This is a genomic window from Actinoplanes subglobosus, assembly GCF_042650585.1.
GTDB lineage: Bacteria > Actinomycetota > Actinomycetes > Mycobacteriales > Micromonosporaceae > Actinoplanes > Actinoplanes subglobosus.
The window spans coordinates 231,247-248,580 of record NZ_JBHSBL010000018.1 but is presented as its reverse complement, the minus strand read 5'-3'; the positions used below and the strand labels follow the sequence as shown (position 1 = coordinate 248,580).

Annotated in this window: 17 protein-coding genes; 10 read left to right on the top strand and 7 right to left on the bottom strand. The window is 69.7% G+C overall.

Annotation, left to right across the window (positions count from 1 at the left end):
• Nucleotides 1–82 precede the first annotated feature (82 nt).
• Nucleotides 83–1,024 (top strand): 3-methyladenine DNA glycosylase, encoded by a 942-nt coding sequence (locus tag ACFO0C_RS22985; protein ID WP_378068728.1) that lies wholly within the window; start codon nucleotides 83–85, stop codon nucleotides 1,022–1,024.
• Between the two features lies 1 nt (nucleotide 1,025).
• Here ACFO0C_RS22985 and ACFO0C_RS22980 read toward each other — a convergent pair whose 3' ends face one another.
• Both ACFO0C_RS22980 and arfB read right to left on the bottom strand, forming a co-directional pair.
• Nucleotides 1,026–1,433 carry a hypothetical protein gene (locus tag ACFO0C_RS22980; protein WP_378068727.1) on the bottom strand — a complete coding sequence of 136 codons (408 nt, stop codon included), beginning with the start codon at nucleotides 1,431–1,433 and terminating at the stop codon, nucleotides 1,026–1,028.
• An 18-nt stretch (nucleotides 1,434–1,451) separates the two neighbouring features.
• The gene (arfB, locus tag ACFO0C_RS22975; protein WP_378068726.1) at nucleotides 1,452–1,889 is read right to left on the bottom strand and encodes an alternative ribosome rescue aminoacyl-tRNA hydrolase ArfB; all 438 of its coding nucleotides are present in this window, start codon (nucleotides 1,887–1,889) and stop codon (nucleotides 1,452–1,454) included.
• Between the two features lie 68 nt (nucleotides 1,890–1,957).
• Between arfB and ACFO0C_RS22970 the strand changes: the two genes are divergently transcribed.
• The 6 genes from ACFO0C_RS22970 (at nucleotide 1,958) to thrS (ending at nucleotide 7,916) form a co-directional block, all read left to right on the top strand.
• On the top strand, nucleotides 1,958–3,271 hold the full coding sequence (locus tag ACFO0C_RS22970) for a M16 family metallopeptidase (protein WP_378068725.1): 1,314 nt from the start codon (nucleotides 1,958–1,960) through the stop codon (nucleotides 3,269–3,271).
• A complete protein-coding gene (locus tag ACFO0C_RS22965) occupies nucleotides 3,268–4,608 on the top strand; it encodes a M16 family metallopeptidase (protein WP_378068724.1) in 1,341 nt (446 codons plus the stop codon). The genes ACFO0C_RS22970 and ACFO0C_RS22965 overlap by 4 nt, the downstream gene beginning before the upstream one ends.
• Nucleotides 4,609–4,693: 85 nt before the next feature.
• A complete protein-coding gene (locus ACFO0C_RS22960; protein ID WP_378068723.1) occupies nucleotides 4,694–4,975 on the top strand; it encodes a hypothetical protein in 282 nt (93 codons plus the stop codon).
• A gap of 53 nt (nucleotides 4,976–5,028) precedes the next feature.
• Nucleotides 5,029–6,024: an endonuclease/exonuclease/phosphatase family protein gene (locus ACFO0C_RS22955; RefSeq protein ID WP_378068722.1), complete on the top strand. Its 996-nt coding sequence runs from the start codon at nucleotides 5,029–5,031 to the stop codon at nucleotides 6,022–6,024.
• Nucleotides 6,021–6,560, top strand: coding sequence for a GNAT family N-acetyltransferase (locus ACFO0C_RS22950; protein WP_378068721.1), 540 nt, complete (start codon nucleotides 6,021–6,023; stop codon nucleotides 6,558–6,560). Before ACFO0C_RS22955 ends, ACFO0C_RS22950 begins: the two co-directional genes overlap by 4 nt.
• Before the next feature lie 150 nt (nucleotides 6,561–6,710).
• Nucleotides 6,711–7,916 (top strand): threonine--tRNA ligase, encoded by a 1,206-nt coding sequence (thrS, locus tag ACFO0C_RS22945; protein WP_378068720.1) that lies wholly within the window; start codon nucleotides 6,711–6,713, stop codon nucleotides 7,914–7,916.
• Here the strand turns inward: thrS and cimA are convergent.
• On the bottom strand, nucleotides 7,899–9,488 hold the full coding sequence (gene cimA / locus ACFO0C_RS22940; protein WP_378068719.1) for a citramalate synthase: 1,590 nt from the start codon (nucleotides 9,486–9,488) through the stop codon (nucleotides 7,899–7,901). The genes thrS and cimA overlap by 18 nt on opposite strands.
• A gap of 247 nt (nucleotides 9,489–9,735) precedes the next feature.
• Between cimA and ACFO0C_RS22935 the strand changes: the two genes are divergently transcribed.
• Both ACFO0C_RS22935 and ACFO0C_RS22930 read left to right on the top strand, forming a co-directional pair.
• On the top strand, nucleotides 9,736–10,482 hold the full coding sequence (locus tag ACFO0C_RS22935; RefSeq protein WP_378068718.1) for a tyrosine-protein phosphatase: 747 nt from the start codon (nucleotides 9,736–9,738) through the stop codon (nucleotides 10,480–10,482).
• A gap of 61 nt (nucleotides 10,483–10,543) precedes the next feature.
• Nucleotides 10,544–11,425 (top strand): hypothetical protein, encoded by an 882-nt coding sequence (locus tag ACFO0C_RS22930; RefSeq protein ID WP_378068717.1) that lies wholly within the window; start codon nucleotides 10,544–10,546, stop codon nucleotides 11,423–11,425.
• 238 nt (nucleotides 11,426–11,663) lie between these two features.
• On the opposite strand, the gene ACFO0C_RS22925 is transcribed toward ACFO0C_RS22930, so the two are convergent.
• Complete coding sequence (locus tag ACFO0C_RS22925; RefSeq protein WP_378068716.1) at nucleotides 11,664–12,761, bottom strand: branched-chain amino acid aminotransferase; 1,098 nt, start codon at nucleotides 12,759–12,761, stop codon at nucleotides 11,664–11,666.
• Between the two features lie 144 nt (nucleotides 12,762–12,905).
• Entirely contained in the window at nucleotides 12,906–13,934 is a 1,029-nt protein-coding gene (locus ACFO0C_RS22920; protein ID WP_378069125.1) for a 3-isopropylmalate dehydrogenase, read from the bottom strand.
• Nucleotides 13,935–14,342: 408 nt separating this feature from the next.
• On the opposite strand from ACFO0C_RS22920, the gene ACFO0C_RS22915 reads away from it, so the two are divergent.
• On the top strand, nucleotides 14,343–14,693 hold the full coding sequence (locus tag ACFO0C_RS22915; protein ID WP_378068715.1) for a hypothetical protein: 351 nt from the start codon (nucleotides 14,343–14,345) through the stop codon (nucleotides 14,691–14,693).
• On the opposite strand, the gene serA is transcribed toward ACFO0C_RS22915, so the two are convergent.
• Together serA and ilvC are read right to left on the bottom strand one after the other, a co-directional pair.
• Nucleotides 14,690–16,261, bottom strand: coding sequence for a phosphoglycerate dehydrogenase (serA, locus tag ACFO0C_RS22910; protein WP_378068714.1), 1,572 nt, complete (start codon nucleotides 16,259–16,261; stop codon nucleotides 14,690–14,692). The two genes, ACFO0C_RS22915 and serA, sit on opposite strands and share 4 nt — an antisense overlap.
• 30 nt (nucleotides 16,262–16,291) lie before the next feature.
• Complete coding sequence (gene ilvC / locus ACFO0C_RS22905) at nucleotides 16,292–17,305, bottom strand: ketol-acid reductoisomerase (RefSeq protein ID WP_106316312.1); 1,014 nt, start codon at nucleotides 17,303–17,305, stop codon at nucleotides 16,292–16,294.
• Nucleotides 17,306–17,334: the final 29 nt, after the last annotated feature.

The following is a 17,334-nucleotide window of genomic DNA, read 5'->3' as shown; positions in this document are numbered from 1 at the left end:
CTCTCATGCCAGATTCCGTGGCGGAACTCATTCGCGCCAAACGGTGATCGTGTTGATCGCCTCGGCTAGATACATTGGTGCGATGGGGATCAAGCAGGTGAGGGCACTCACCACCACGCTGCCCTCGGTCACCTGGATTCCCCTCGCCCGGGCGCACTCCGAGCGCGCCGACCAGATGACCGCGGGCCACCGCGCCCGTCGCGCGACGGGCGAGAAACACGCCATCGAGGATTTCCTCTACGACTACTACGGCACGCGCCCGTCGCTGATGCGCCGCTGGCACCCGGGCGTCGGTACCGGGCTGTCCGCCGCACCCGACGGCCTGGCCGAGCACGCCGGGTGGAAGTTCTACCAGTCCTATCCCGACGGTGTCGTCACCCTCGACCAGGACGCGTTCATGCACGCCCGCGCCGAGAGCGTGCGCTACATCCACGGCCTGCTCACCGCGACCGCATCCCGCCCGGTCTTCTCCGGGTGCTTCGGCCTGCACGAGTGGGCGATGGTCTACCGCGACTCCGAGCACCGTCACGAGCTGCCGCTGCGCCTCGGCCAGGCCGGCACCGACGAGGTCGTCGAGGGCCACAGCATCCGCTGCACGCACTTCGACGCGTTCCGCTTCTTCACCCCCGAGGCGGTCGGCCTCAACCGCCTCCAGCCGACCCGCGCCACCCAGGTCGACCTCGACCAGCCCGGCTGCCTGCACGCCGCGATGGATGTGCACAAGTGGGCCCAGAAACTCGGTCCCGCCGTGCCCGGCGCCCTCGCACTGGACTGCTTCGCCCTGGCCGGCGAGATCCGCCTGCTCGACATGCAGGCCAGCCCGTACGACCTGACCTCCTACGGCCATCCCCCGGTCAAGATCGAAACCGCGGAGGGCAAGGCGGAGTACGTTGCCCGCCAGCGCGAACTGGCCCGGCGTGCGGCCGGCCTGCGCAGCCGTCTCATCCGCGTCTGTGAGGCCCTGCTGGGTGCGGAGGCCGCCGCCCAGAACCGGGAAGCGGTGGCCCCCTTCAACCAGCGCTAGGTCAGAGCCGGGCGATGTCCTTATGGGCCAGGCCGGGGGTGTGATATCCGGCCAGGCGCACCTTGATCGGATGGCCTTCGGGCGCCTTGATCAGCGTGCCGGGGTTCTCCAGCAGGGTGTTGCCGTGACACGGCATCTCGCTGATGAGCGACTTCCAGCCGTCGTCCGACCGGGGATCGTTCCACTCGACCCCGACACAGTCGGGCTCGGACGAGTTCGCCAGCACGGTGAGGATCCGGAAGGCGTTGGCCGTACCGTCGACCTGTTTGTAGGTCACCGACGCGGTGTTGCGATGGTTGCCGGCGCCGGCGACCAGGTCGATGGTGACGCGGCCGGCGGGGCTCGCACTCGCACTCGCGGGAACCGCGCCGCAGGCGAGCACGACAGCGGACAGGACTGTTACACGCATGACCTAGACGTAAGCAGGTCAGTCGGTGTCGCTGCGGCGATTTCGCTTGGTCTGGGCGCGGCGCTTCTTGTCGGCGATCCGGCGCTCGACCGAGCCACGTGTCGGCTTGGTCGCGCGGCGGGCCCGGGGCGGCGCGGCGACGGCTCCGGCGATCAGGCCGGACAGGCGGGCGGCGGCGGCCTCGCGGTTGCGGAGCTGGGACCGGTGCTCGGAGGCGATGACGGTGATCACACCGCTCACCAGCCGGGAGCCCAGCCGCTCGGCGGCCCGCTCCTTGAGCATCGGGGGCAGCAGGTCGGAGCCGAGCACGTCCCACGACAGCTCGACCCTCGAATCGGTGGTGTTGACGCCCTGGCCACCGGGGCCGCTCGCGCGGGAGAAACGCCACGAGAGTTCGGCCGCCGGGATGGTCAGGCGGTCGTTCACCCGTACGTCCTCAAGCACGTCGCCCAGCATCGCACCCGCCTTGATCGTGCGCCACGTAGTAAAACCGGAATCGTGCCCGACAGGGCAAGATTGGTCGGGTGACGTCACCATCCGCACCGGTCGCCACGACCGGCTATCCGTGGCCCATCGAAACCACGCAGCTCGCGAACGGTCTGCGCGTCGTCGTCAGCGAGGACCGGACGGCGCCCGTCGTCTGCGTCAACCTCTGGTACGACGTCGGTTCCCGGCACGAGCCGCCAGGCCAGACCGGGTTCGCGCACCTCTTCGAGCATCTGATGTTCGAGGGCTCGCAGCATGTGAAGAAGACCGAGCACATGAAGCTGGTCCAGGGCAACGGCGGCTCGCTGAACGCCACCACCAACCCGGACCGGACGAACTACTTCGAGACCATGCCGTCGGAGCATCTGGAGCTGGCGCTCTGGCTGGAGGCGGACCGGATGGGCGGCCTGGTCCCGGCGCTCACCCAGGAGACGCTGGACAACCAGCGTGAGGTGGTCAAGAACGAGCGGCGCCAGCGGTACGAGAACGTGCCCTACGGTGACGCCTGGCTGCGCCTGCTGCCGCTGCTGTATCCGGAGGGCCACCCGTACCACCACTCCACGATCGGGTCGATGGAGGATCTGAACGGCGCGGCGCTGGACACGTTCAAGGCGTTCCACGCGCAGTACTACGCACCGAACAACGCGGTCCTGACGGTCGTCGGCGACACCACACCGGCCGAGGTGTTCGCGCTGGCCGAGAAGTACTTCGGCGCGATCGCCACGGTTCCGGACATCCCGGCGGCACCGGACGGCACCCTGCCCGGCCCGGCCGAGGAGGCGGTCCGCGAGGAGGTCACGGCGAAGGTTCCGGCCGCACGGATCTACCTGTCGCACCGCACCTACCCGTTCGGTACGGCCGGGTACGACGCGATCACGGTGTTGTCGACGGTGCTCGGCAGTGGCCGGGGCAGCCGGCTCTACCAGCGGCTCGCCGACGGCGCCCGGATCGCCCAGCCGGACTACATCGGGGCGTACGGGGTGGATCTGGCGCACGCGCCGGCCCCGTTGATCATCACAGCCACCGCGAAGGACGGCGTCGACCTGGCGACGCTGGAGGCGGGCCTGGTCGAGGTGGTGCAGAGCCTGATCGACGAGCCGGTCACCGCCGACGAGCTGAACCGGGCGAAGGCGCTGCTGACGACCGCGTGGTGGCGGGGCGTGTCGACGGCGTACGGCCGGGCCGATCTGCTGGGCCGGTATGCGACCCAGTTCGGTGACCCGGCGACCGCCGCCGACCGTCTGCCGAAGTGGCTGGCGGTCACCGCCGACGACGTCACCGAGGCGGCCCGGCACGTGCTGCGCCCCGAGTCCCGCGTCACCCTCACCTACGTTCCCGGGGAGCCGTCATGACCCTCGTCACCACCCGGCCGGGCACCGGAGCGGCCCGGCCGTACGCGTTCCCGGCGATCCGGCGGGTCACCGCGCACGGCGGCACGGTCATCGCCGCGCACCTGCCGGGCCAGATCCTGGCGAGCGCGTTGCTGCTGCTGGACGCGGGTGCGGCCCGCGAGTCGGACGGCCGCGAGGGTACGGCCACGGTGCTCGCCAAGTCGCTGGAGGAGGGCACCCGTAAGCGGGATTCGGCGGCGTACGCGCTGGCGCTGGAGAGCCTCGGCGCGGAACTGTCCCCCGGGGTCGACTGGGACACGTTCCGGGTCGGGGTGTCGGCGCCGGGCCCGCTGCTGGCCGATGCGGTGCGCCTGGCCGCCGAGGCCGCCCGTACGCCGAAACTGGATCCGGCGGACGTCCTGCGGGTCCGCGACGACGAGGTGACCGCGCTGCGGATGGACTGGGCGCAGCCCGGCCCGCGCGCCGACGCCACGCTGCGCGCGGACCTGTTCGGCGCGGACGGGCGGTACAGCCGCCCGCTGCACGGCGATCCCACGTCGGTGGCCGCGGTGACCGTCGAGGACGTGCTGGCCTTCCACGAGTCCTGGCTGCTGCGGCCGGGGGTGTTGCTGGTCGCCGGCGATCTGGACGCGCTGGACCTGGCGGCGCTGGCCGAGGCGGCGTTCGAGGGCACTTCCGGGGAGCCGCTGGAGCAGGCCGGGCCGCTCGGGGTGGTGCTTCCGCCGCGGCGGCGCACGATCCTGGTGGACCGTCCGGACTCGGTGCAGTCGACGCTGCGGCTCGGGCACCGGGCGCCGGAGCGGGCCACTCCGGACTACGTGCCGATGACGCTGGCGGCGACGGTGCTGGGCGGTGCTTTCACGTCCCGCCTCAACCACCTGATCCGCGAGGTGAAGGGGTACACGTACGGGATCCGTGGGTCGTACGCGATGACTCGCCGCTGGGGCCGTTTCGAGGTGGCCGCCGGGGTGCAGACCGCGGTGACCGCCCCGGCGATCCGGGACACGCTGGGCGAGATCGCGCGCACCCAGGCGGAGGGCATCACCGAGGAGGAGCTGGAGGTGGCACGCTCCTGGCGGGCCGGTCAGCTGTCGGTGGAGATGCAGACGCCGGGGGCGATCGCCGGGGCGCTGAGCACCCTGGTGGTGCACGGCCTGCCGGACGACTACTACGAGACGCTGCGCCGGGAGTACCTGGAGGCGACCGTGGAGCAGGTGTCGAAGGCGGCCGCCGAGCACCTGTCGGTGGAGTCGCTGACCCTGGTGGTCGAGGGTGACGGCGCGGCGATCCGGGCGGACCTCGACGAGTTCGGCGAGGTCGTCGACTCGGAGATCTGACGACGGACAGGGTGTGCGATCCGGTGATCGCACACCCTGTCGCAGGACTAGTCGTCATGAGCCAGCTAGCGGTACGCTAAGTGTCATGACGCGCATCGGATACAGCCTGCCGAAGGATCTCCTGCGACGGATGGCCGCCCGGGCGGAGGCCGAGGGCCGGGCGGAGGGGCGCCTGAGCGGCATGACGGGGGCCCTGTTCCACGTGCTCAAAGCCCGGGGCGTGGAGGTGTCCGGCGAGGCGCGCGACACCATCCGGGACTGCCGGGATCCCACTCAGATCTATCGCTGGGTCAGGCGGGCGGCGACCGCCGACCGGGTGGAGGATCTGGGCGGTCCACTCGCCCGGCGACCACCATCGATGATGTGAGCTGAGCTGCGTTCACCCATCCGGGGTGGCGGCTTGCGGATAGCGTCGCCGCCATGACGATCACCGACGCGCCACCCGTGGCACGCCCGGTCGGGCGGCGACGCATGGTGTGGACCGTTCTGCTCTGGTTGTCCCTGGTCCCGGCGACGATCTGGCTCGTCGCCCGCACGTTCGGGTGGGATGCCGGCTTCTGGGTGCAATTTCTGGCCTTCACGCCGTACGTCGCGATATGGACCTTGATCCCCGCTCTCGGTGCCCTGATCGCCCGCCGGTGGGCCGCCGCCGCGGTGGCGGTCCTGATCTCCTTCGGTTTCGCGTCGGCCGTGGTGCCGCGCGTCGTGGCCGACGGCGACCGGGGCCCGGCGACCGGTGTCGAGTTGCGGGTGATGACGTCGAACATGCTGTTCGGTGGGGCCGACGCCACCGAGATCGTCCGGCTGGTGCGCGACAACGACATCGACGTGCTGGCCGTGCAGGAGTTCACCGAGCACGGGCAGCAGGCTCTGCGGGCGGCCGGTCTGGAGCAGTTGCTGCCCTACCAGCAGCTGGCCCCGGAGTGGGGTGCGAGCGGCTCCGGCCTCTACTCGCGGTTCGGGTTCGCCGAGCAGGCGTCGCGCCGCAACGACGGCGGCTTCCAGCAGGCGCACGCGGCCGTGCAGGTGCCGGGCGCCGGAACGATCTACGTCGAGTCGGTGCACCCGCTCGCCCCGTCCAGCCGTGACACGCTTTCCGGCTGGTCCGCCGACCTGCGCGACCAGGTGCCGGCCGACGGTGGGCTACCCAAAATCCTGATGGGTGACTTCAACGCGACGCTCGACCACAAGCCGCTGCGCGACCTGATCGACACCGGTTACCGGGATGCCGCCGACACCGTCGGTAAGGGCTGGATCGCCACGTGGGGCCCTTACGACGGTGATCCGATCCCGCCGGTCACCATCGACCACGTGTTGGCCGATGACCGGATCGGGGTGAAAGATGTCCAGGTGCACAGTGTGAAGGACTCCGATCACCGCGCGGTGATCGCCTGGCTGACCCTGCCAGCGGCATGAGCGACGTCGCGATCCGGTTGATCAGCCCGGCGGACGCCGAGGAGATGGCGGCCCTGCTGCGGGCCAACCGCGAGCACCTGGCGCCCTGGGATCCGTTGCGTGAGGCGAGCTACTACACCACCGAGGGCCAGTGGCAGATCATCTCCGACTCACTGCGTGCGGGCAACGCGCTGCCGCACGCGATCGTCGAGGCCGGCCGGATCGTCGGCCGGGTCAATCTGTCGAACGTGGTGCACGGCGCGTTCCAGTCGGCCAACCTGGGCTACTGGGTGGACGTGTCCGCCGCGGGCCGCGGCGTCGCGAGCGCCGCTGTCGCGGCGGTGATCGAGGCGGCCTTCCTCACTTACGGTCTGCATCGGCTCGAGGCGGGCACACTTCTTCATAACGTACGGTCACAGCGTGTTCTGGAACGCAACGGCTTCGTCCGGTTCGGGATGGCGCCCAGGTATCTGATGATCGCCGGCGAGTGGCAGGACCACTACCTCTTCCAGCTCCTCTCGGAAAACTGGTTGGAGGCCCGTTCCACCTCCTCATAGCATCGTCGGCATGATGCGCAGCGCGATGATCACGACCACGCCGGGAGTTCCCGGCGACGAGTCGATGCTGCGCTAGAGAGCGACGACCGGCCCCGGGCGACATGCCCGGGGCTTTGTCGTCCGGGGTCCCCGAAACGAGGGAGACCCACGATGTCCATCGATCACCGCCGGCTCGGCCGTGAGCTGAACCTCTTCGACTCCGACCCGCTGATCGGTGCGGGGCTGCCGTTCTGGCTGCCGGACGGCGCGGCGGCGCGCCACGAGGTGGAGTCCTACCTGTTCGACCTGGAGCGGCGCGCCGGATACCGGCACGTGTATTCGCCGGCTCTGGGCAAACGCCGGATGTACGAGTTGTCCGGCCACTGGCGCAACTTCGCCGACGACATGTTCCCGCCGATCCGGGTCGGCGACGACGAGCTGGTGCTGCGGCCCAGTCTCTGCCCGCATCATGCCCTGATCTTCCGGTCCCGCGGGCGGTCATACCGGGAACTGCCGTTGCGGATCGCCGAACTGGGCCCGATGTACCGCGCCGAGCGGTCCGGCGTGGTCGGCGGTCTGTCCCGGGTCCGGCAGATGCTGCTCAACGACGCGCACATCCTCTGCGCCGAGGATCAGGCCGGCGCCGAGGTGGCCGGGGTGCTGGCGCTGATGCGGCGGGCGCACGCGGCGCTCGGTATGGGCCCGGTCTCCTACCAGCTGTCGCTGCGCGGACCGGGGAAGAAGTACGGCGGGGACGACGACTCGTGGGCCCGTGCCGAGGCGCTGCTGCGCGGGGCGCTGGCGGACGCCGGCGTCGAGTACGCGGCGGTGCCCGGTGAGGCCGCGTTCTACGGTCCGAAGATCGACATTCAGGTGGCCGATCCGTCCGGCCGGGAGTGGACCCTCGCGACCGTGCAGATCGACTACCACCAGCCGGAGCGGTTCGAGCTGGAGTACGTGAACGCGAGCGGCGGACGGGACCGGCCGGTGATGGTGCACCGGAGCCTGGCCGGGTCGATGGAACGGCTGTTCGGGCACCTGATCGAGGTCCACGAGGGCGCGTTCCCGCTCTGGTACGCGCCGGTCCAGCTGGCCGTCCTCCCGATCGGCCCGGATCAGGACGCGGCCGCCCGCTCGTTCGCCGCGGAAGCCGCCGACCTGCGGGTGGAGGTGGCACCCGACGGTTCGGTCGGCGCCCGGATCCGGGACCGTCGCCGGGTTCCGTACCTCGCGGTGATCGGAGCCCGGGAGGCCGCCTCGGGGCAGGTGGCCCTGCGTCTCCGGGACGGGAGCCGGCTGGATCCGATGCCCGGGGCGGCGGCGATCGACCTGATCAGGGCCGCCGCCCGGGAACAACGGTCAGGAGGCGGGAGCTGACGTACGGGCCAGGCCGTAGGTGAGGGCGTCGACGAGGGCGGTCCAGCTGGCCTCGACGATGTTCTCGTGCACGCCGACAGTGGTCCACTCCCGGCTGTGGTCGCTGGTCTCCAGCAGCACCCGGGTCACCGCGTTCGTACCGTGGCTGCCCTCCAGGATCCGCACCTTGTAGTCGGTCAGCTCGAACGACTTGAGGTGCTCGTAGTGGCTGGTCAGCGCGGTGCGCAACGCCTCGTCGAGGGCGTTGACCGGGCCGTTGCCCTCGGCCGTGGCGATCACCCGCTCGCCGCGGACCCGCACCTTCACGGTCGCCTCGGAGATGACGGTGCCGTCCTCGCGGTGCTCGACCAGCACCCGGTACGACTCCAGGGTGAACGGCCGGGCCAGGTCGGCACCGGGCAGTTCACTGCGTACCAGCAGCTCGAACGAGGCGTCGGCGGCCTCGAACGACCAGCCGGTGGCTTCCAGGTCCTTGACCTTCCGGGTCACCTTCGTCAGGGTGTCCGGGTGGCCGGCCAGGTCCAGTCCGAGCTCACGGCTCTTGAGCTCGATGCTGGCCCGGCCGGCCATCTCCGTTACCAGGATCCGCATGTCGTTGCCCACAACCGACGGGTCGACGTGGTTGTAGAGCAGCGGATCCACCTTGATCGCGCTCGCGTGCAGCCCCGCCTTGTGAGCGAAAGCGGCGGCCCCGACATAGGCCTGGTGGGTGTCGGGGGCGATGTTGGCGATCTCGGCGAGCGCGGTGGAGACCCGCGTCGCCTTCTCCAGGCATCCGTCCGGTAGGACCTTCAGCCCGAGCTTGAGTTGCAGGTTGCTGACGACGGCGAACAGGTCGGCGTTGCCGGGGCGCTCGCCGTACCCGTTGGCGGTGCACTGGAAGTGCCTGACGCCGGCCTCGACGGCGGCGACGGTGTTCGCGACCGCGCAGGCGGTGTCGTTCTGGCAGTGGATGCCGAGCCGGTCGGCGCTCACCCCGGTCATGGCCACGACCTGGTCGATCGCCTTCGTGACCATCGACGGGAGCATGCCGCCGTTGGTGTCACACATGATCACGCGCTCGGCGCCGGCCTCGAACGCCGCCTTCACGACGCTCGCGGTGTACTCCGGGTCGTGACGGAAACCGTCGAAGAAGTGCTCACAGTCGACGAACGCGCGCCGCCCGTTCGCCACCAGGTGCCGGACCGTGTCGCGGACCATGTCCAGGTTCTCGTCGCCGGTGGTGCGCAGCGCCCGCTCCACGTGCCGGATGTCGGACTTCGCTACCACGCAGACCACCGGGGTCTCCGCGTCGAGCAGCGCCTTGACCTGCGGATCCTCGGCCACGTCGACGCCGGCCTTGCGGGTCGCGCCGAACGCGACGAGCACCGCGTGTTTCAGGTCCAGCTCGGTCTTCGCCCGTTCGAAGAACTCGGTGTCCTTGGGCATGGCGCCCGGCCAGCCACCCTCGATGAACCCGACACCGAATTCGTCCAGCAGGCGCGCGACCGCGAGCTTGTCGGCGACCGTGTAGCTGATTCCCTCACGCTGCCCGCCGTCCCGCAGCGTCGTGTCGAACACCTGGTAGTCCATCGGGGAAAGTCCTTTCGATCGGTCACCCGCCAAGCACAACAAAAAGACCCCCCGCGGATGCGGGAGGTCTGCGCGTCGGCGGAGAAGTCAGCCGGCGCGCTAGGTGCGAATAATCAGCACGGAGCGGGTCACGATCCGAAGCATGCCACGGGCTGCCACGACATGAGACCGAAATCCACTGGCTGAGACGGCGGGAGTGACGAATTCGACCGGTGGGGTGTTCGCCGGCGCCGGTTAGGTTGGGGGCGTGGTCGCCGAATCGTATTCACGTAGTCTCCCGTTCACGAAGGCCTACAACTTCCGGGACGTCGGCGGTTACGCCGGTCTCGACGGGCGGCGGGTCCGCTGGCGGCGCCTGTTCCGGGCCGACTCGCTGCACCGGATGCGCGAGGCCGACGGCCAGGCGTTCGCCGCCCTCGGCATCCGCACCGTCATCGACCTGCGCCGCGAGTTCGAGGTGGAGAAATTCGGCCGGGTGCCCGAGGAACACGGCGTCGACTACCGCAATCTGGTGATCAGGCACGTCGAATGGGACGGGATCGAACACTCCGCGGACGTGCCCCACGAGCGCTGGCTGGCGGACCGGTACCTCAACTTCGCCGAGGACGGCCGTGAGGGCATCGCCGGTTCGCTGCGTGTCATCGCGAACGCCGAGGCCGCCCCGGTCGTGGTGCACTGCATGGCCGGCAAGGACCGGACCGGTACGGTCTGCGCGCTGACGCTGTCCCTGCTGGGCGTGTCCGACGAGGACATCGCCGCCGACTACGCCCTGACCACCGAGGCGATGCGGCCGCTCACCGAGTACCTGCTGCGGGCGAGCCCGGAGACGGTCAAGGGCAACGAGCACATGTTCGACTCCCCCGCCGAGGCGATGCTGCTCTTCCTGGACGACCTCCGCGCCCTGCACGGCTCGGTCGAGTCCTACATCAGGGAGATCGGCCTGACCGACGACGACCTGCATTCCCTACGGTCGCATCTCCTCACCGACAACTAGGGGTACGACCACCTGTCCAGCGACTAGCACTCGGGAGTCAACTAGGTATAGGTTAAGTGCCATGCCCTCGCAGGTACACGAGGTTCTGATCGACATGTTCCGCGGCCGCCCTTCCCTGGCCGCGGAACTCCTCGACGGCCCACTACACGACGCCCTTCCGCCCTACGACGAGGCCCACCTGGCCTCAGCCGACCTGACAGACGTAGCCCCCACCGAATACCGAGCCGACGCCGTGGTCACCCTGACCCGGATGGGCGAGATCGTCGCCGCAGTCGTCGTCGAGGTCCAACGACGCGTCGACAAGAAGAAACGACGAAGCTGGCCGGCCTACGTCGCAACCCTGCACGCCCGCCTGGGTTGCCGAGTTGATCTGCTGGTCGTCTGCCCCGATCAGAAGGTGGCCGATTGGGCCGCCTCGCCCATCGTCATCAGCCTCTCGCAGTCGACGATCCATCCGGTGGCGTTCGGCCCAGCCCAGACGCCCGTCATCACCGATCCGGAAACCGCACGGCGGCTACCCGAGTTGACCGTGCTGTCCACCCTCGCCCACGCGAGTCGCTCCAACCCGATTCCACTGTTCGAGGCCCTGTTCGCAGCCCTCGAGGCAATCGATTCCGCCCGGGCCGGCGTTTACCATGACTTTGTGCGTGGGGTACTACCGGCAGCATCCCGCAAGCTTCTGGAGGATCTCGTGAGCACCACCAAAGACCGATACTTCAGCGACTGGGCACGGCAGCAGCACGCCGAGGGCTATGCCGAGGGTCAAGCCGAGGGCGAGGCACGCTCGCTCATCACGGTTCTTACCGCGCGCGGCATCGGGGTCTCCGACGAGGCACGCGCAAAGATCACCGGCTGCACCGACCTCGAGCAGCTCGAGCAGTGGATCCGGCACGCCGCTGTGGCCGAACGCATCGAAGACCTTGGTGGATCACTCGCCGAGTGAGAGCGCGGTCGCGGCTGGCTCCCCACCGCTGTCTCAGCAGCGCTGGGACAGCGGTGGGGAGCAGCCCGAACCGTGAGGGACGCATACGCCCCGGCGGACGCGCCGGGATCTGGACGGACCGCGGTGGTCGCGGCGTAGTCCGGGACGGGGTGGGTGCGTTTGCCGGCGCTCCCACCCGGTACCGGCAAAGGGTGTGACGTTGTGGCGGTGACCCCAGCGAAAGGGTGACCGGACCTGCTTAAAGGACCTTGTGGACCCAGCCGAAGGGGTCCTCGGCGCGGCCTCGCTGGATGTCGACGAGTTCCTTGCGGATGGCCATGGTGACCTCGCCGGAGCCGCCGTCGGCGACGGTGAAGTCGCCGCCCTCGCTCTTGATCGTGCCGATCGGGGTGATCACGGCTGCGGTGCCGCACGCGAAGGCCTCGCGGACCCGGCCCGAAGCCGCGCCGGAACGCCACTCCTCCAGGCTGATCGGGCGCTCCTCGACCTTGCGGCCGGCCCGCTCGGCGAGCTTGATCACCGAGTCGCGGGTGATGCCGGGCAGGATCGTGCCGGTCAGTGGCGGGGTGATCAGGCTGCCGTCGTCGAGGACGAGGAAGACGTTCATGCCGCCGAGCTCGTCGATGTATTTGCGCTCGACCGCGTCGAGGTAGACGACCTGGTCGCAGCCGTGCTCGGACGCCTCGGCCTGGGCCGACAAGCCCGCCGCGTAGTTGCCGCCGCACTTGGCCGCGCCGGTGCCGCCGGGGGCCGCGCGGGTGAAGTCGGGCGTCACCCAGATGCTGACCGGCTTGACGCCACCCGAGAAGTACGGGCCGACCGGCGAGGCGATGACCAGGTAGAGGTACTCGTTGGCGGGACGGACGCCGAGGAACACCTCGCTCGCGTAGGCGAACGGGCGCAGGTAGAGGCTGCCCTCCGGGTCCTCGGGGATCCACTGTCGATCGATCTTGATGATCTCGTGCAGGGACTGGAGGAACGTCTCCACCGGCAGGGCCGGCATCGCCATCCGGGCCGCGGACTGGTTGAACCTGTTCGCGTTCGCATCCGGGCGGAACATCGCGACACCACCGTCGGGTGTCGTATACGCCTTCAGACCCTCGAAGATCTCCTGGGCGTAGTGCAGGACGGCACTGGCCGGGTCCATCGGGATCGGGCCGCGGGCCTCGACGCGAGGCTCATACCAGCCTTTGCCGTCGGCGTAGCGCACCGTGACCATGTGGTCGGTGAAGATGCGGCCGAAACCGGGATTGGCCAGCAGGGCGGCGCGGTCCGCGTCGCTGACGGGTGCCGGGTTCGGACGGATCTCGAAATCGAGGTGGTCACCACCGCTCATGACAGGTGGACCTGCTTTCTGCGCAGAAGTTTGGAAGCATGCATGGGGGCACCCGTAGTGCCCCATGAATTTACCCCGAACGGTCGTTAAAAAATAATGACCATGGGTGATGAGCCCCGTAGGGCTGGGTGACGGGCCGGCCGGTCAGGCGGCAGCGGCGGCGACGCGGTCGCCGACTTCGGCGGTGCGCAGCGGCGCGCCCGGAGCACGGGACGCGACCTCGGCCGCGACCGCCTCGGTTACTCGCCGGGCCTCGTCGAGCTTGCCCAGGTGCTCCAGCAGCAGGGCCGCGGACAGGATCGCGGCCGCCGGGTCGGCGATGCCCTTGCCGGCGATGTCCGGCGCGGAGCCGTGCACGGGCTCGAAGGTCGACGGGTAGACGCGCTCCGGGTTGACGGAACCGCTGGCCGCCATGCCGATACCGCCGGTCACGGCCGCGGCGATGTCGGTGAGGATGTCACCGAAGAGGTTGTCGGTGACCACGACGTCGAAGCGCTGCGGGTTGCTGACCATGAACATGCTGGCCGCGTCGATGTGCTGATACTCGGTGGTGACGTCGGGGAACTCGGCGGCGACGGCCGCGAACGTCCGCGACCACAGGTTGCCGGCGTGGGTCAGCACGTTGGTCTTGTGCACGAGGGTGACGTGGCGGCGGTCGCGGCGCTGCGCGCGGGCGAACGCGTCACGGACGACCCGCTCGACGCCGTGCCGCGTGTTGAGGCTCTCCTCGGTCGCGATCTCGGCGGGCGTGTTCTTGTGCAGGACGCCGCCGGCGCCGACGTAGAGACCCTCGGTGCCCTCACGGACCACGACCATGTCGATCTCGCCGGCCTTGACGCCGGAGAGCGGGCTGGTGGTGCCCGGCCACAGCTTGGAAGGGCGCAGGTTCACATACTGATCGAAGTCGAAACGGAGCTTCAGCAGCAGGCCGCGCTCCAGGACGCCCGGCGGGACGGTCGGGTCGCCGATGGCGCCCAGCAGGATCGCGTCGTGGCCGGCCAGCTCGTCCTCGACGGACTGCGGCAGGACCTCACCGGTGCGGTGGTAGAGGCGGGCGCCCAGGTCGTACTCGTTGTAGTCGACTCCGGGGAGGACAGCGTCGATGACCTTGCGGGCCTGAGCGGTCACCTCGGTACCGATGCCGTCGCCGCCGACAACCGCGATCCGCGCCACGCTCACGTCAACTCCCCCAACGATTCTGGTGAACCCTGGCCAGGCTACCCGCCTGTCCCGAGCACCGGTACGGGAGTCCCACCAAGTGAACGGCGAGTCGAAAACAAACAGCCCCCGGACCGCGGCAAACGGTCACGGGGGCTGTAGCGACGAGAAATCCCGCCGGGATACGCACCGCGCGCCCGGAGACGGACACCATCACCCGAAGACAGGCCCGTTCGAAACGTGCGGCTTGGGGAACAACGCTAGCGAGACGGACTTATGGCGCGCAAGGCACCCGCCCCGCGTGTCGCTTTCCGGTTCGTTCCGTAACAGCTCGGACCCCGAGACGCATTCACAGATATGAGTCACCCGCGTGTCGGGTACGCGGTTCATGACGCCGGGCACCGGTGATGGCACCATGCGCCGGTGAGTTTCGACCTTGTGGTGTGGGCCATGGACCAGACGGCGGACCAGGAAGCGGTCCGGGCCGCGAACGCGCGCTGCTTCAGCGGCGTTCATCCGCAGCGTGCCGCCGACCCACGGGTCGTCGCCTTCTATGACGCGGTGACCAGCCATTTCCCCGACCGTGGACCCCGTGCCGCGGAGGCCGGGTCACCGTGGGCGAGTGCCCCGCTGCACGCCGAGGCCGACCACATCCACATGAAACTCGACGAGAACTGCGCCGACGTGGTGCTCGAGATGATCGAGAAGTACGCCGCGCAGTTCCATCTCGACCTCCTCGACCTGCAGGACGGCTCGGTCTACCGCGCTTTCTAGGGCACGGCCCGCAGATCGGCCACGGCGGCACGCGACGATCCGATCGCGGCGCCCACCCGGGCCAGCAGGTCCGGTTCGACGGGTGAGTCCACGGTCAGGGTCATCAGCGCCTCACCACCGGCGGCCCGGCGGGCGACCTGCATGGCCGCGATGTTCACCCCGACCTCGCCGAGCATGGTGCCGATGCGGCCGACCACGCCGGGACGGTCGGTGTAGCGCAGGAACAGCAGCACCCCGTCCGGTGTCAGGTCCAGGTCGAAGTCGTCCACCTCGACGAGCTTGGCCGTGTCCCGCCCGGCGACACTCACGGCACGGCCGTCCGGCAGCGCGCCACGGACCCGGAGCAGATCACCGGCCTCATCGACGGCGGACATCTGCACCGTGACCCCGCGTTCGGCGGCCAGGCGGGGCGCGTTCACGTACGTCACCGGCTCGCTCACCACCGGAGCGAACAATCCCTTCAGTACGGCCAGCTCCAGCACCGAGACGTCGTGCCCGGCCGCGGCGCCGTGCACCTCGACGGTCACCCGCTCGGGCAGATGGCCGGCGACCGCGGTGAGCACCCGGCCCAGCTTCTCGGCCAGCGGCAGCAGCGGGCGCACGTCCTCGTCGACCGGCCCGCCGGCCCGCACGTTCACCGCGTCCGGCACGAACTCGCCGCGCAGCGCCAGCCGGACGCTGCGGGCCACGGCCAGGCCGGCCTTGTCCTGCGCCTCGATCGTGGAGGCGCCCAGATGCGGGGTGACCACCACGTTGTCCAGGGCGAACAGCGGTGAGGAGGTGAGCGGCTCGGTCTCGAAGACGTCGAGTCCGGCGCCGGCCACCCGCCCGTCGGCCAGCGCCTCGGCGAGGGCCCGTTCGTCGACGAGGCCGCCGCGGGCCGCGTTGACGATCCGCACCCCGGGTTTGACCAGGTTCAGTTCCTTCTCGCCGATCAAACCCACGGTCTCGGGGGTACGGGGCAGGTGCACCGAGACGAAGTCGCTCTCCCGGAGAAGCTCGTCCAGCCCGACCAGGTGCACGCCGAGCTGGGCCGCACGGGCCGGCTGGACGTAGGGGTCGTACGCGATCAGCCGTACCCCGAAAGCTGCCATGCGCTGCGCGAACAGGACGCCGATCCGCCCCAGGCCGACCACCCCGACGGTTTTGCCGTGCACCTCGACCCCGGTGTACGCCGAGCGTTTCCAGGCGCCCGCCTTGAGCGCGGCGCTCGCCGCCGCGGTGTGCCGGGCCACGGCCAGCAGCAGGGCCACCGCCTGCTCCGCGGCCGAGACGATGTTGCTGGTGGGAGCGTTGACGACGAGCACGCCCCGCGCGGTGGCGGCGGGGATGTCGACGTTGTCGAGGCCGACGCCGGCGCGGGCCACGACCTTGAGACGGTCCGCCACGGACAGCGCCTCGGCGTCGATGGTCGTCGCGCTGCGAATGATCACCGCATGCGAATCGGGCAGCGCCCCGAGGAGCGCTGCCCGATCCGTGCCGTCGATCTCTCTGATCTCGAAGTCCTCGGCCAGCACGTCGAGTGCGGCCGCTGCCAGTTCCTCGGTGACGAGCACTACTGGACTCATGGACCTCGATGTTAGAGGCCTTTCACTAGATCAGGCGGTCTCGGTGATGGGCCGGTCCACCCAGCTCATCATGCCGCGCAGCTTCGCACCGGTGATCTCGATCGGGTGCTTGGCGGCCTCCTCGCGGAACTTCTTGAGCTCCGGCGCGCCGGCGTCGTCGTCGGCGATCAGGCGACGGGTGAACTCGCCGGACTGGATGTCGGCGAGGATCTTCTTCATCTCCTCCTTGACCGACGCGTTGATCACGCGCGGGCCGGAGACGTAGTCACCGAACTCGGCGGTGTCCGACACGCTGTAGCGCTGGCGGGCGATGCCACCCTCGTACATCAGGTCGACGATCAGCTTGAGCTCGTGCAGGCACTCGAAGTAGGCGATCTCGGGGGCGTAGCCCGCCTCGGTCAGCACCTCGAAGCCGGTCTGCACGAGCGCGGACGCGCCACCGCAGAGGACGGCCTGCTCACCGAAGAGGTCGGTCTCGGTCTCCTCCTTGAAGGTGGTCTTGATGACGCCGGCACGGGTGCCGCCGATCGCCTTCGCGTAGGAGAGAGCGAGCGCCTGGCCGTCGCCGGTCGGGTCCTGCTCGACCGCGATCAGGGCCGGGACGCCCTTGCCGTCCACGTACTGGCGGCGGACCAGGTGGCCCGGGCCCTTCGGGGCGACCATGGCGATGGTGACGTCGGCCGGCGGCTTGATCAGCTCGAAGCGGATGTTCAGGCCGTGGCCGAAGAAGAGCGCCTTGCCCGCGGTCAGGTTCGGCTCGATCGACTCGGCGTAGATCTTGCGCTGCGCGGTGTCCGGCGCCAGCACCATGATCACGTCGGCCCAGGCGGACGCCTCGGCCGGGGTCTTCACGGTGAGGCCCTGCTCCTCGGCCTTCGGGCGGCTCTTGGAGCCCTCCTGCAGGCCCACCACGACCTCGACACCCGAGTCACGCAGCGACAGCGAGTGCGCGTGACCCTGGCTGCCGTAGCCGATCACGGCGACCTTCTTGCCCTGGATGATCGACAGATCGGCGTCGCCGTCGTAGAACACTTCCGCGGTCATGATTCCTTCTTCTCTCAGGCTTGCTTCGT